At 54.1% G+C, this 15,905-nt stretch carries 8 protein-coding genes; 1 reads left to right on the top strand and 7 read right to left on the bottom strand.

From position 1 onward, the window contains the following. Positions 1 to 213 precede the first annotated feature (213 nt). The 7 genes from phoU to NST04_RS32935 form a co-directional block, all read right to left on the bottom strand. A complete protein-coding gene (gene phoU, locus NST04_RS32965) occupies positions 214 to 873 on the bottom strand; it encodes a phosphate signaling complex protein PhoU (protein WP_036695863.1) in 660 nt (219 codons plus the stop codon). 79 nt (positions 874 to 952) lie between these two features. Next, positions 953 to 1,708: a phosphate ABC transporter ATP-binding protein PstB gene (pstB, locus tag NST04_RS32960; RefSeq protein ID WP_036695861.1), complete on the bottom strand. Its 756-nt coding sequence runs from the start codon at positions 1,706 to 1,708 to the stop codon at positions 953 to 955. Between the two features lie 158 nt (positions 1,709 to 1,866). Beyond that, entirely contained in the window at positions 1,867 to 2,595 is a 729-nt protein-coding gene (locus tag NST04_RS32955; RefSeq protein ID WP_036725566.1) for a response regulator transcription factor, read from the bottom strand. Positions 2,596 to 2,715: 120 nt separating this feature from the next. Beyond that, the gene (gene pnpS, locus NST04_RS32950; protein ID WP_341187973.1) at positions 2,716 to 4,509 is read right to left on the bottom strand and encodes a two-component system histidine kinase PnpS; all 1,794 of its coding nucleotides are present in this window, start codon (positions 4,507 to 4,509) and stop codon (positions 2,716 to 2,718) included. An 886-nt stretch (positions 4,510 to 5,395) separates the two neighbouring features. Then, positions 5,396 to 9,298, bottom strand: a complete 3,903-nt coding sequence (locus NST04_RS32945; protein WP_341187972.1) for a carbohydrate binding domain-containing protein — start codon at positions 9,296 to 9,298, stop codon at positions 5,396 to 5,398. A gap of 83 nt (positions 9,299 to 9,381) precedes the next feature. Continuing rightward, positions 9,382 to 12,393, bottom strand: a complete 3,012-nt coding sequence (locus NST04_RS32940) for a carbohydrate binding domain-containing protein (RefSeq protein ID WP_341187971.1) — start codon at positions 12,391 to 12,393, stop codon at positions 9,382 to 9,384. A gap of 979 nt (positions 12,394 to 13,372) precedes the next feature. After that, on the bottom strand, positions 13,373 to 15,055 hold the full coding sequence (locus tag NST04_RS32935) for a fumarate hydratase (protein ID WP_341188130.1): 1,683 nt from the start codon (positions 15,053 to 15,055) through the stop codon (positions 13,373 to 13,375). 104 nt (positions 15,056 to 15,159) lie between these two features. On the opposite strand from NST04_RS32935, the gene yfbR reads away from it, so the two are divergent. Then, positions 15,160 to 15,804, top strand: a complete 645-nt coding sequence (gene yfbR, locus NST04_RS32930; RefSeq protein WP_341187970.1) for a 5'-deoxynucleotidase — start codon at positions 15,160 to 15,162, stop codon at positions 15,802 to 15,804. Positions 15,805 to 15,905 lie beyond the last annotated feature (101 nt).

Here is a 15,905-nt window from a genome sequence, read left to right as displayed (position 1 = left end):
CATAGTACCATATGCTCCGTACAAAAAAGAACCTGAGGCCACAGATCCACACCTGCTCCGGCCTTTAGCTGCTGCTAATGGTATGGAATACAGGTTTGCCAAGTGACGCGCGCTTTAAAACAAAAAAAGGCAAGCCCCGGGGAGGTGGCTTGCTGTCTGACGTTCAAGGCGCAGAGCTCTGCTTAGCTGTATTTATGCGCCAACATTATGCGGTTATTGGTTCAAATCCGGACGTTTACCTGTAACCAGATACACTACACTCTCGCCAATATTCGTGGCATGGTCGGCAATCCGTTCAATGTAACGGCCAACCAGTGTGAGCAGCATCGCCTGATTCACGGTTTCAGGCTTCTGAACCATATACGTGTACAGTTCGTTAATCATCGCGCTGTACAGGCCATCTACCTGATCGTCATCCTGCGCCATTTTGTAGGCCAGATCCGTATTCTCGTCCAGATAAGACTGAATCGCCTCCGTGGTCATGATCGTGACCAGCTCAGCCATGCGCGGAATATCCACAAGCGGCTTGATCAGCTGCTGCCCCTGGATGCGCATCGTTACCTTGGCTACATCCAGTGCCAAATCGCCCATACGCTCCAGATCGCTGGAGATTTTAAAGGCTACAATAATGCGGCGCAGATCCTTCGCCACCGGCTGCTGGGTGATGATCAGCCGTGAGCCGATCTCCATAATCCGGTCTTCCATGGCGTTCAGCCGCAGGTCCGCTTTGACAATCTCCTGCGCCCGTGCCGTATCAAGGGTCTGCAGGGCCAGTATCGCACCATCCAGGGCATCCGTTACATGCTCGCCCATCTGCTGCAGCAGGGTACGCAGTTCTTCCAGATCTTTGTCGAATTCTTTTCTGCGAATCATATCGAAAGTGCTCCTCCTCAAAAACATATGGTCATATCGGGTGAACGGAGTGAACCTAAGACTTACGAAGCAGCCATTCTTAGCCGAAGCGGCCGGAGATATAGTCTTCTGTGCGGGAATCCTTCGGGTTGGAGAATAACAGCTCCGTGTCCGCAGCTTCCACAATGACACCGTTCAGGAAAAATACAGTGCGTCCCGATACCCGGGCGGCCTGATGCATATTATGCGTGACCATTACAATCGTATACTTATCCCGCAGCTCCTGGACCAGCTCCTCAATCTTGAGCGTGGACACCGGATCGAGCGCTGACGTCGCCTCATCCATCAGCAGAATATCGGGCTGTACGGCAAGGGCTCTGGCAATACAGAGACGCTGCTGCTGCCCGCCGGACAGACTTAAGGCAGACTTCTTGAGGAAATCCTTCACTTCCTCCCAGAGCGCGGACTGGCGCAGGCTTTGCTCTACAAGGACATCCAGCTCGGCTTTGCTCTTCACACCGTGCAGACGCGGGCCGTAAGCCACGTTATCATAGATCGATTTGGGAAAAGGATTGGGCTGCTGGAACACCATCCCCACCTGCTTGCGCAGACTCTCCACTTCGATCTCGTCGCTGTAGATGTTTTTGCCGCCGATATTTACTTTACCTTCAATACGTGTTCCGGGAATCATGTCGTTCATACGGTTAAGAGTACGCAGCAGTGTGGATTTCCCGCAGCCGGAAGGTCCGATAAAAGCGGTCACCTGCTTCTCCGGAATCTGCAAATCCACGTTCTTCAGGGCATGGAATGACTCATAGTAGAGATCTAGCTTCTCTATGTCAATGATGGATTTCATTAGTTTCTGTTGTCTCCTTCTCATCATCTTCGTTCCCCATGATAAGCTTTCAGTGTAAATAGAGCTCCAGAGAATTGTTAACGCAGTGTAAAATCCTTGTGCAGTAAGACAGGGAGCGGAGGAGAAGGTGCTTATCTTGTGAAAAGAACACCGCCATGTTAGATGACAGGTGTTCTTTTTTTGTTGACGACCAGTTTGTAGCCCACGCCGCGAATGGAATCGATATGCACGGATTCAGGGTCAAGCTCCAGCTTCTTGCGCAAGGAACTGACATGCACATCAACGGTACGCTGACCTCCGATATAGTCGAAGCCCCAGACCGCATTCATCAGATCATCCCGCGTCAGAACGACGCCTGGCTTGCGGGCCAGATATAACAGCACTTCAAATTCCTTCGGCCGCAGATTGATGCTCTGTCCGCCCAGTGAGACTTCATAACGCTCAGGATAGATCTCCAGCTGTCCGAGAATAATCGTCGATGCAGATACTGCTGTCTCGGGCGGAGCTTCTTCGGCAATGCCGGAGATCCGCCGCAATACTGCGCTGACCCGGGCCAGCAGCTCGGATACGCCGAAGGGCTTCGTAATATAGTCATCCGCCCCTGACTTCAGCCCGCGGACCACATCCTCTTCCGCATTCTTGGCCGTCAGCACGATCACCGGTGTGCGGATGCCTTGTCCACGCAATTTATCCAGAATGTCAATGCCGTTCATGCCGGGCAGCATCAGATCCAGTACGATCAATTCAAAAGGTTCTCTAGTCGCACGGTCATATCCTGCCGTTCCATGATCCTCCACCGTCACTTCGTAGCCTTCCTGTGTCAGGTTATAAGACAGCAGCCGGGCCAGTGTCGGTTCGTCTTCAATGACAAGCAATCGTTGTGCCATAGGTTCCCCCGTCTTTTCATAGGTTATTAATTTTACAAAACTGCACACATGCACATCATAGCACCACAATGTTAACTTAGTGTAAAATCATAAATTTATTCTCTATTAGACTCCGCAGAGTTATTCATTCTCTTCCTGCAGCAGCGGCAATTCCAGGATGAACGAGCTGCCGATGCCCAGATCGCTCTCTACATTAATAGATCCGCGATGCAGCTCGACCAGATGCTTCACGATAGATAAACCAAGGCCGGTTCCGCCGGAGCTTCTGGAGCGGGCTTTGTCCACCCGGTAAAAGCGTTCAAAGATCCGGGGCAGATCCTTGCGCGGAATCCCCATCCCCGTATCACTGACTGTAAAGCGCACACTCTCGGTGCCATCCTTCTTCTGGATGCTCACGGCGGTCACTCTGACATTGCCCCCGTCCTGGGTGTAGTTGATCGCATTGGAGAGCAGATTCATGAAGATCTGGCGCAGCTTGTCTTCATCTCCCTCAATGAATAACTCCGCAGGCACATCCGAGCTGAGCGTAATCTTCTTCTTCTCCGCCACCTTACTGAGCGTTTCCAGCACAGAATCGAAGAACTCGATCAGATGAACCGGGGAGCATTCCAGCTGAACGCGTTTGGATTCGATTTTGGACAGCTCCAGGATGTCGCCGATCAGCCGGTTCAACCGTTCGTTCTCATCGTAGATAATCTGCAGGAACGAACGCGCTGTCTTCTCATCCGTAACGCCCCCGCCGAGGAGGGTCTCGGCGAAGCCTTTTACCGCAGCGACAGGGGTCTTCAGCTCATGGGAGACATTGGCGACGAATTCGCTGCGCATTTTCTCAAGTCTGCGAATCTCAGTAACCTCCTGAAGCAGGAACAGCATCCCCCGGGAGCAGCCGTCCTGGATCATCGGCACCCCGTCCAGACGCACAATCCGCTCCACCGGATTATAAATGCTGCGCTCTTCATGAATAGGCTCACCTGCGGACACGCCATCATCAATCAGCCGGGTAAGCTCATAATGATGCTTAATCTCCTTGTAGGAATGTCCGGTCATCTCGCTGTGCTTCACATCGAGCAGCCGTTCGGCGGCCCGGTTGAGCAGGGCAATCTCCCCTTCCTCGTTAATCATCACGATGCCGCCGGTCATATTGTCGAGTACACTCTGCAGCAGATCCTCATTGTCGCGGATAGTCTTCAGCTGGGCCTGGAGACTGTCGGCCATCGCGTTAATGGCTGTTGCCAGCTGGCCGATCTCATCCTTGCGCTTCATCGGCACCCGGGCATCGTAATCCAGATCGGTAATCCGCCGCGCCACTCTGGTGATCTGCTCCAGCGGTGAGGTCATACTGGAAGCCACTTTGTAGCTCACCAAGGTTGCGGCAATGAACAGCAGCACCAGCCCCCCTGCCATGATCATCCACGCCCGGTTCAGTCCTTCGGATACGGTATCCAGCCCCATCGACAGCCGGATATACCCGTTAAAGCCCTGATCCGAGGACACGGAACCTGCCACATACATCATTTCGCGGTCTAACGTATCGCTGTAACGGATCGCCCGGCCAATCCCTTCCTTCGCGGCCAGCAGCTCCTCCTCGCGGGTAGAGTGGTTGTCCATCTCGCGCGGATTCTTCTCCGAGTCGCCGATGACCTGGCCTTGCTTCGTAATGAAGGTGACGCGTGATCCGGTCAAGATTGAGATTTTCTCTGCCTGTTCTGTATAGTAGGTCACGGCCTCCGGGCTGCTGGTATCCATGAATGAGAAGGTGCCGGAGAGCAGCTTTATTTCCCGGGACATGTTTTCTTCCAGCACGGAAATATGCGAATCCTTGAACAGCTGAGCCATGGTGATCCCGGCCCCGGTCATTGATATTCCTATCAGTGCCATAAGTATGATGGTAAGTCGAATGCGGAATGGTTTCATCTGCGGCGGTCCTCTTCCCTCGTGTAAATGTCCATGAGAACACTCTACCTGCATTTTCGGCAAAATACCAGTTCCGGCGGCGATTATCAACGGAGTGTAAAATGTGCGGGGAGCGGGATGTGCGCTGGGAGGGAGTGCCAGGGAGGACTGGATATAAAGTCGAGGGAGGAGCGGTGTCTGAGATCTAAAGGCCTGGGGCGAGGAGGGGACGATGTCTGAGATAGAAGAGCCTGGAGCGTGGAGGAGTGATGTAGGCTCTCTAGTGGACGCTCCGCAAACGGACCGTTGTTCCGATCGCTGTTGTTCCCGGATTTAATTAGAATGGACTCAGCGGTAAAAATCCGTGAACAAAGGCGAACGCTGCCGCTTCTCCACAATCAGTCCGCCCGCTGCGCTGTTTAAGTGGTGGAGTTACACAACCCTAAATCTCCTTAAATAATCAACACCTCAACACCCTGACACCTCAACCCGCAACTATCCGATTCTGCAAACTTTAATTCCTCAACTCCTCATTTCTCCAATCCTCAACTCCTCCAATCCAAATAGTTTCAGCCCTGCTCTTCAGAAGTGACCGGTTCACGGCAAACAATTGGAAAAACGTAGCTTGATTCGCCCTTTTCTGCTAAATTACCGGAAGCAAGTGGATAAATGACAACTAATTATGTTTGTTTCTGCTATTTCTCGTAAATGTGAATGATTAAGTGTTGGTTGTCCAACTATTGTTTCTTCGGCGCAAATTTTGTAAGCAGCAGGTGGAGAAAATCCATCTATTTCTGCATCTTAAGTCAAAAGAAATCGCCCATTCTCAGAGGGCTGTATTACACCATCCAAAAAGGGGCGATTCGTGGATCAGACACTCCTGGATAATAAATTGACCAATAACCTGCTACTGATCCTTCCAGCGCTTCACGGTCAGCGTCACCGTCTGTGCACCGCCTGCGGGTGTAAGCGTACGGTTCGCAATATCCGCTCCGCTGGAAGTGATCTCTACCGTGGCCCAGCTTCCGCGCGTCAGCTTATACGTCACGGCGCTGCCTGCCGGAAGGTTCAAGGTGATGGAATATATCCCATCACTTCCACGGGTCAGCAGGTAGGCCGGATCTGCCGCATTCCAGCTGTTGAACGAACCCGTCAGATAGACCTGAGCATTTGCCGGAGTCGAGCCCGGAACGGTAACCCGGAAGGTTACGCTATCCGCCTGCGGTTCCCCGGAGGTCAAGCTTCCTCCTACCAGACTCGAGCTGCCGGTGCCAAAATGATAGTTATTCCCGCCATTGTTGTCCCAGGTACCGCTGCCGTTATTGAAGGCTGCGGTCAGGCCTGTGGCGCTGCCGAGCGGAATGGTAATGGCTTTGTAGCCACTGAAAGTAGAGGCCTGCATCTGCACACCCGGTGAAGTCGTCCAGGCCGTTGCCCCATCCAGCTTGTAATGGATATAGGAGTTACTGAATGCTGTATTTTTGTAATAGATCGTCGCGCTGTTGCCCGCCGGTGTGGCGGTTGGCACAGGTGTCGCCGTTGGCGCTACGGTTGGTGTAGCTGTTGGCGTGGCACTTGGCTTAGGTGTTGCCGTAGCTGTTGGTACTACCGTCGGTGTAGCTGTAGGTGCTACGGTTGGCGTTGGCGTCACGATGGGCGTCGGTGTAGCCGTTGGTGTAGCCGTTGGCACAACCGTTGGTGTGGCACTTGGCTTAGGTGTTGCCGGAGCTGTTGGTACTACGGTCGGTGCCGCCGTTGGCGTGGCACTTGGCTTAGGCGTTGCCGTAGCTGTCGGTGCTACAGTCGGCGATGCCGTTGGCGTCACCGGACCACCCGGCTGAATATTGCCTGTAGGCGTGTAGGTCCAGGTGCCGCTGCCGAATAGATAATTGCTGCCGCCGTTGCTGTCCCACGTGCCGCTGCCGTTGTTGAAGCAGGCTTCAAGCTGGGTGGCTGCGCCGATGTTAATGGTGATTTTGTTATAGCCTGCTAGCTCGGCGGCCGGAATCGCTACGCCCGGGGCGGTCGTCCAAGTCCCTCCAACCGGGCGGTAATGGATGTAAGGCGTGGAATAACCCTGCTTATAATAGATCGTTACATTATTGCCCGCCGGTGTGGTGGCAGTTGCTGCCGCACTGAAGCCGGAGAGGTTACCGGAGGCATCATAGGCTTTAATTTTGTATTCATAGGCTGTACTGGCTGACAAGCCGCTGTCTGTATATGAGGTGGAAGTAGTTGTTCCGATTCTAACGCCATTGCGGTAGATCTCATAGCCGGTAACACGGATATTATCTGTCGCGGCATTCCAGGTCAGCCCGATAGAAGAAGCATTAACCACTGTGGCCTGCAAGTTCGCTGGAGCAGCCGGAGCTTCATTATCCGGGACAGCAGGCACATCTGTGATGAATGGATGCGTCCCTTCAATAGTACCTTGGATGCTCTCCTTATATTTTCCGTTCTCCAGCGTATATTTGCCGGCACCGACATAGACCTGCTGGATATCACTTTTGGTCACATTGCCTTTGGCATCCTTGGCTTCAATGTAGTAGTCCAATAGCTGATCGCGGTAATCGGAAATGTAAGAGAAATACAGGTTCCCGATATCTGTGGCCGGAACCTTCTGCATAATCGTCTTGCTGCTTGGCTGCCAGTCGACACCGTTAATATCGGCGCTCAGGTCGCGGACATTCATCGGGTATTCCGTCCACGCACCAACCTTGGCGGGATCAATACCAGATACCCCGGCTGCGGCCAGACCTGCTGGATCATATACTTTAAAAGTATTATCCGCTGCGTCTGCCGTCTTATCACGGTGTGCCCGGACCTTCACCTTGATGTCGCTGATTCCGCTGGTATCGAAAGCATAGGTATAGATGGCAAAAGCATTATTATAATGCTGAAGGGTCCAGCCTTCTGCCTTACTGACATTCGCGCTGCCCGGATTGTACGGGTAGCGCTGCGGCCACCAGACCGAGGGGCCGGTTTTGTCTTTGGCCAGCTTTTGCGATACATAGGGCTTGGAGAAATACAGCGATTGATTAAAGGACAACGCCGGCTTCACGCTGTCATCCACATTCTCATCATAATAACCGAAGCCCGAGTCCATCGCAGGCAGCAGGAAGTACCAGGCCAGCTCGGCGGGACTGGCGCCTCCGGCATAGTCGTTCGCGGTGTTGCCCTTCACGGGATAGGAGAGCATCCACGGATTCAATTGGTTGCCTTCGTAGGTCACCTCACGGTCCAGCGGGTTCGCCGGCTTCCAGTAATTCGGATGCTCCTCCAGCCAGATCTGTTCGGCGGTCTTGGCATAGTTCAGGGAAGCTTGTAATAACGCGAAATTACGCTCCAGATAATGATAGCCCTTCTCGAAGGATACCGTCATGCCTTCCTCGACACCCGCCAGATTCTTCTTCGGGGCGTAAGCGGTCCCGTTCACCTGATTGAAGGCCGCGAACTGGCCTTTCCAGATCCCAAACGGCAAATGCCAATGGTACCAGGTCGGATCAGAGGACGAATCCCGGGTATCGATCCAGGAGCCGTCCTGCACATGGACCACATCGGAAGCGGCCGGTGTGTTGCTGCGCAGATACTCATCGATCCCCATTCCGGTCACACCGCTGCTGGCATAGGTGACATTCCCGGCATTTCGCCAGGTCTCCTCAGAGCCGGCCCGGCCCGAAGAATTATCTCCGTCATGGGCCACGACAAAAATCTGCTTCTGCAGAGCCAGATTCTCATACGGCTTAAGCGCATCTGCTTTTACCTGGCCCAGATATCCTTCTTCCCAGGACTGCGCCTGCGCGACAGGTACGCCAACCACTCTCGATTCCGCCCCGGTTGCCGGGTCCACATAACGGACCCAATGAGCCGTTGAGGCAAAAGGATATTTATTATAGACCACCTGCTGCTCATTGAACATCGGTTCACTCACCCAGGCCCCCGCCGTGCTGACATTCTGCAGATCACTGCGGTTGGGCGGCGAGATCATCGTGTCCTTGCCCGGACTATCCAGCAGCGGGTAATCCTTGAGCGTGCGGGAGAAATGGTTGTTGCCGATCACGGACCACTGGATGCCGAGCTTGTTCAGCACCGGAATGATCCGCTCTGAGAACCCCAGCTCTGTCGGAAAAAAACCCTTCGATGACTTATAGCTGCTGCTCAGGAAATAAGGCTGAGCCATCGTCGCTCCATGATAGATCATATCCTTGAGCAAATAATCGTTGCCGACCAGCGGTCCCATGGAATGGTGTCCGGAGAAATGAATCAGGTCGAGCATGTTGTCGCCGCCTGTGGTCCGAAGCTGATTCACGGCATTCTTCCACGGGGTTCCCCAGGCCGGATCGTTGTATCCGCTTACATTCCCTTGTTGAATAATACTGTTTACATTGTTCACCACAGACCCCGACATGGTAACATGCATCTGCGCCTGGGGATGATTGCTGTGCAGCGTGTTCGCCACACTCCAGGGCCAGGTTAAATACGCGCCCGTCTTGGCGTGATGGGAATAATAAGAGACCAGATCATCGTGGGGCATGGGAGATCCATTCGGCAGATAATAGGGATATCCCGCGGGCGGATTCTGCTTCAGTTGGATGACTTCGCCATCGTAGGTATAACGGATCGGACTGCCTACAGGGGTGGAATTGTAAGTGTTCAGGTCATAGTAAGCCCAGAAATTCGGCATATGATTATGATAGACATGCGTAGCGGCAATATCTGCCGAGACAGGAGACACTAATGTTGGAATCGTCAGAAGCGTGCCCAGGAGCAGGGCTGAAATTCTGCGCAGGGACCTTGAGGTCTTGGTCATGGTTCAACTCCTTCTTACTTGGGATTATTCTTCGTTAAAAAAACGGGGGCGACGGACATCCATCCCCCACCCCCTCAAGCTGCTTACTGATCCTTCCAGCGCTGCACACTTAGCGTCACTGTCTGTGCTCCGCCTGCCGGTGTAAGCGTCCGGTTCGCGATATCAGCACCGCCAGACGCGGTCTCTACCGTGGCCCAGCTTCCGCGCGTCAGCTTATACGTCACGGCGCTGCCTGCCGGAAGGTTCAAGGTGATGGAGTAGATCCCATCACTTCCACGGGTCAGCAGGTAGGCCGGATCTGCCGCATTCCAGCTGTTGAACGAACCCGTCAGATAGACCTGAGCATTCGCCGGAGTCGAGCCCGGAACGGTAACCCGGAAGGTTACGCTATCCGCCTGCGGTTCCCCGGAGGTCAAGCTTCCTCCTACCAGACTCGAGCTGCCGGTGCCAAAATGATAGTTATTTCCGCCATTGTTGTCCCAAGTACCGCTGCCGTTATTAAAGGCTGCGGTCAGGCCTGTGGCGCTGCCGAGCGGAATGGTAATGGCTTTGTAGCCGGTGAAAGTAGAGGCCTGCATCTGCACTCCCGGTGAGGTCGTCCATGTGGTCGCCCCATCCAGCTTATAATGGATATAGGAGTTACTGAATGCTGTATTCTTGTAATAGATCGTAGCGCTGTTGCCCGCCGGAGTGGCGGTTGGCACAGGTGTCGCCGTTGGCGCTACGGTTGGTGCTACTGTAGGTGTTGCGGTCGGTGCGACCGTCGGTGTAGCTGTTGGAGCTACAGTTGGTGCCACCGTTGGCGCCACGGTCGGTGTCGCTGTTGGGGCTACGGTTGGTGTAGCCGTCGGCGATGCCGTTGGCGCTACCGGACCGCCTGCCTGGATATTGCCTGTAGGCGTATAGGTCCAGGTGCCGGTGCCGAACAGATAATTGCTGCCGCCATTGCTGTCCCAGGTGCCGCTGCCGTTATTGAAGCAGGCTTCGAGCTGGGTGGCTGCGCCGATGTTAATGGTGATTTTGTTATAGCCAGCTACCTCGGCAGCTGGGATAGCCACGCCTGGAGAGGTCGTCCAAGTCCCGCCCACTGGGCGGTAATGAATGTACGGATTGGTGTAACCCTGCTTGTAGTAGATTGTCACACTGTTACCGGCAGGGGTAACGATCAGAGCGGCTGCGCTGAAGGCCGACAGATTCATGGCGGCGTCATACGCTTTTACCGTATAGGAATAATTAGTGCTGCCCACCAGTCCGTTATCTGTAAAAGAGGTCGTTGCCGAAGTTCCGATCTTCACTCCATTGCGGTAAATTTCATACCCGGTCACCCCGACATTATCGGTGGATGCTGACCAGGACACCAGCGCGCTGGAGGCATTCTGTACCGTTGCTGTTACATTCCCCGGAACACTTGGTGCTTGCGTATCGGTTACCGGCTGAGTTTTGGAGTAGATTTTGGCCGAATTGGCGCCCAGGGTAACTGTAATTTGCTTACCGGTAACACCGCCCGCTTGCACGGTCACAGTATCGGAAGGGTTCAGTTGGTTCACCAGAACCGTACCTGCGGTAAGCGTGCTTTCGGCGCGCAGCGGCAGCGTCACTGTCTGTGATCCGCTGGAGGCATTACTGAATGCGGAGATGACCTCCTGACCGACATTCGTGCCTGTATCAATCCGCCGGGAGAAGGCGTACAGATTCTGTGCGGACCACATTTCGCGCTGGGTGCCGGTGCGCAGGGCCGGGTTATTTTTGCGGATCTCGTTCAGCTTGGCTACATGCTTGAAGGTACTGGCATTCTCATTGAAATAATTCTCCAGCACATTGCCGTTTGCATCCCGCTTCACCATCGACCAACGGTTCCACGTATCAGCGATGCCGCCCGTCATGATCTGACCGTTGCCGTTGCCCTTGTTCTGCTCGGTTCCCTGGAAGACCACAGGTGTTCCGCGCACGGTGAAAATAAAGGACAAAGCATTCTGCAGCTTCTCAACACTGCCCCCGGCCTCGGTCAGGAAGCGGTTGCGGTCATGATTGTCGATGAAGGTAACCATATGGTTGGCGTTGCCGCCATAGTAGGAGTCTTGAGCCAGAGTGCCTTTGATATTCGCGTCAAAAGACTGCCCGTACGCAAAGCTGTTCAGCACGGAGAAGAATAACGGGAAGTCGAGCATCCCCCACTCCTTGTTGGTACCGACCCAGCGGGAGACGAATTCGGCATTGCCGTCAAAATTCTCCCCAAAAGTATTCACGCCCAGCAAATTCTGGAGTTCGCCGATATCCGTCGGCTTCATCAGCTTGGCTGCATCGACCCGGGCGCCATCGGCTCCCGTATAGTCAAACCAACCCTTAATTGAGCTGAATATGGCCTGCTTAGCGGCAGGAACATCGAAGTCGATATCATCCAGACCACCCAGATCATGATTCTCCAGATAATCCTGGGCCCACTGATCGTACCGTCCATCGGCAAGAGACCAGTTAATGTCCCCATTGTGGTGATACCAGGCCGGATTATTGAATGGAGCGGCAGGCTGCAAGGAAGGAATATCATAATAAGCCTGAGTGCCCAGCATGTAATCGCCGATGTGGTTGGGAACGACATCAATGATGACCTTAATTCCGAGCGCATGCGCGGAGTCTACAAGCTCTTTTAGCTTTTCTTTGGTACCGAAGTAAGGGTTGGCCTTGTTCGGGTCTTTGACATTGTAGCCGTGGTAGGCCGTGTTCTTGCCTGAACCGTTGTTCTCGCGGTTAGTCATCTGCGGCTCGGCTACCGGTGAGATCCAGATCGCGGTATAGCCCATATTGTGAATATACGGGAGCTTGTCAATGACCCCCTGCCAGTCGCCGCCCTTCATGTAACGGAAATCCTCCTCGGAGTTCTCCCCGTAGCGGATAGCCGCGCCTGTTGCATTATTGGAAGAATCCCCGTCATTGAAGCGGTCAACCATAATCTGATAGATCGTGTCATTCTCGGTTACTGTTCCAATGCTGGCTGCTTCCACCTTAGCTTGCGGCAGGACAAACAGATTCATCATGATCGACAATACAATGGATGTGATTAGAACGGGAACAAGCAGGCGGTTACGTTTTCTTTTCATTCCTCATCTCCCTCTCATGTAAAACCGAATGCAACACTTTGGGGCCAGCGGATACTTTGCCGTCAACAACTTGAGCTTTGCTTCAGCTTGATAGTGCATAGGCTGATGCTGACTGCTTAGCTAGTGCTTAGCAGCATCTGAGCAAGTGCTTGCGGACTCTTAGCTAGACTGTGCTAATGCTTAGCTAGATAGTTTCGCTAGAGCTTAGCTTTACAGCTTCAACACAGCAGTGGGGAAACCGGTTTCCCCACTAAAAATTAACATGTCCCTGTATGCGCTGTCAAGACATATAAATCAAACCTGCCGCCAACCCGTATCCCATATAGGATAACCGCTCTGCAAAAAACACAAAAAATAGTATTCAGCATAAGCTCATACCTGGAAGGAGCCCTCAGGGAGGCTGTATTGTTCTCATACTCCCCTCTTCCTTGCTGGTAAGATCAATTCAAGCCGGTTGGCGGATTCAGGGGCACTAGTGCTCTTCATTTGCCCGTTTAGCTAACTTTCCTGAGATTCTGGTGCACTAGTGCTCTTCATTTGCTCGTTTAGCCAACTTTCCTGAGATTCTGGTGCACTAGTGCTCTTCAGTTACTCTTTTCCCCGGCTACTCTTTGCCCCCAACAAACTCTCAGCACTATCCCCATTCATTTCCACTCCGACAACTTCCAGCACCATCAAAGGGATTTATCCCTCTCATTTCCGCATCCCGCCCACTTTCAGCGCCATCAGAGGGATTTATCCCCTTTATTTGTCCTTATATTTGTCCTACCATTTGGTCCTTCAGCCAGCTTCCGTTACACAACAGTGTACCTGCTGATTACTGCCTCCTCATTTGAAAAGGAAGTTGCCCTGCACAGCTTCCGCAATCGCCAAAAAACCTCCTTCACCGAAATGAAGGAGGTCTAGTCTAACGGGATATCCAACCAGCTAATATTACAGTTTGTTAGATACTACCGCGAAGCAAGAACAATCTACTCAATTACTTAAACACCGGCTCGCGGAACTGGGCCAGCTTGGCGGCGGAATCCTTTTCGACATCAGCATGCAGGCTGTTACCGTGCGCATCCATGGTGACGATCGCTGCGAAGCCGTCCACCTGCAGATGCCACATGGCTTCAGGAATACCGAATTCCATGAAGTCTACCGCGTTGACCTTCTTGATACATTCTGCGTAATACTGTGCTGCACCGCCGATTGCATTGAGGTAGACTGCGCCGTGCTCACCTAAGGCTTGGAGGGTCTTGGGTCCCATACCGCCTTTGCCGATTACTGCGCGGATACCGAATTTTTTGATAATATCGCCTTGATACGGCTCCTCGCGGATACTGGTCGTCGGGCCAGCGGCCTTCACATGCCATCCCTCATCATCCTTCAGCATGACCGGTCCACAGTGGTAGATGACGGCACCGTTCAGATCGACAGGGGTGTCGTGATCCATCAGGTATTTGTGCAGGGCGTCGCGGCCGGTATGCATCTCGCCGGAGAGGATGACCACATCGCCTACGCGCAGGCTGCGGATATCCTCCTCGCTGATCGGTGTGCTCAGGCGGATCTCACGCGAGCCGCCTGAGCCAGCGGAGGCTGCCCCGTTCCCCGAGACGGCCGCAGCCGAAGCTGCTTCACCCGTACCGGATACAATAGCCGGTGCCGCAGGAATCGTAGCATCCTCTGGCACCACGCCGGAAGCTGTCCCTTCTGCCGCTGCTACACCCACAGCTTCAGCAACAGGCTGCGGTGCAGCTTCCCCCTCAACGGATATCCCGGTGCCGCTCTCATACAGCCATTCCTGAATGTCACCGGTAGCCGGATGGACCAGAATGCCTTGACGGCGGAAGGCCCAGCAGTTATAGGCCACAGAGACGAAAAAGCTGGCTGGCAGCCGGTTCATCACTCCGATTTTGCAGCCCAGCAGCGTCACTTCACCGCCGAAGCCCATCGTGCCGATTCCGAGCTTGTTGGCATTCTCCATAATGTAATCCTCCAGCTTGCCCAAATCTGGGGTAGGATTCACATCCTCGACCTTGCGGAACAGTTGCTTCTTTGCCAGCTCATAGCCCGTGGTACGGTCGCCGCCGATGCCTACGCCAATGAACCCTGCACTACAGCCCTGACCCTGCGCCTGGTACACGGAATGCAGGATGCACTTGCGGATACCGTCAAGGTCGCGTCCGGCTTTGCCGAGTCCCTCCAGCTCTGCCGGAAGGCTGTACTGGATGTTCTTATTCTCGCAGCCGCCGCCCTTCAGAATCAGCCGGACATCAATACTCTCTTCCTCCCACTGCTCGAAGTGAATCACCGGAGTCCCTGCCCCCAGATTATCCCCGCTGTTCTCGCCGGTTAGCGAATCCACGGAATTGGGCCGCAGCTTGCCGTTCTTCGTAGCGCGGATAATCGCGCTGTGAATATCCTTCTTCATCTCTATCTGATTCACGCCCACCGGCGTATGGATTATAAAAGTCGGCATCCCCGTATCCTGGCAGATCGGCGATATTTGCTGCTCCGCCATTCCGATATTCTGCGCTATCGTGGTCAGTGCCAGTCCGGAGCGTGTTGCCCGGTCTTCCAGTGCGCGCCCTCTGGCCACCGCCCGGCGCACATCACCCGGCAGGTTCGTGGAGGTCTCTACAATCAAATTATAAATGCTCTCTTCAAAATGCTGCATCTTCATTCAGTCTCCTCTCCATCTGGTTCAAGCGGCCCTAACTCTGGTACAATTAGTTACTATAATAGCACATTAAGCTGCTCATGAAAGGGGTTACCTCAAAATTGAACTACCATTTCTCCGCCTATCTCTACCGGCTGCAATATATCCAGCGCTGGAGCCTCATGCGCAGCACCGCCCCGGAGAACGTGGCGCAGCATTCGTTCCAGGTCGCCTTGCTGGCGCATATGCTGTGCACCATTGGCAATGCCCATTTCGGCCGGTCGCTGAACGCCGACCGTGCATCCACGATGGCGCTGTTCCACGACGCCACCGAGGTCTTCACCGGCGATATCGCCACGCCGGTGAAGCATAACAACTCGCGTCTGCTGTCCAGCTTCCGCGAGATGGAGCAGGTGGCCGCCGACCGGCTGGCGGCCATGATCCCGCCGGAGCTGAGCGCAGTCTACACGCCGCTCCTGCAGCCCCATACCAGCCCGCCCGGCTCCGAGGATGCCGGACTGCTCCGCTACGTCAAAGCAGCGGATGTGCTGGACGCTTACCTGAAATGCGTCTGGGAGGTCGCCGCAGGCAACCGCGAATTCGCCGCCGCCCGGGAGCAGACCGCCGCGAAGCTGCATGTGCTGGAGATGCCTGAGATGGAGTATTTCCTTAAACACATGGCTCCGGGCTTCGAGATGTCGCTGGATGAGCTGTCTTCCAGCGCGAGTCAGGGGCAGTCTGCCGGGCAGCCTGAATCTATAGAGTAGGTAGAGTATGGCATTCGCATACATTTGACCCGCGCACCTCGCGCTGGCACATTGTATTCGGTTTTCCACACACAATCGGCCCGCTTACCTTCGCCCAAGCA

Origin of the sequence: Paenibacillus sp. FSL H7-0756, assembly GCF_038006765.1 — a bacterium.
Lineage (GTDB): Bacteria > Bacillota > Bacilli > Paenibacillales > Paenibacillaceae > Paenibacillus_AQ.
This window is presented reverse-complemented; position numbering and strand designations above follow the sequence as displayed.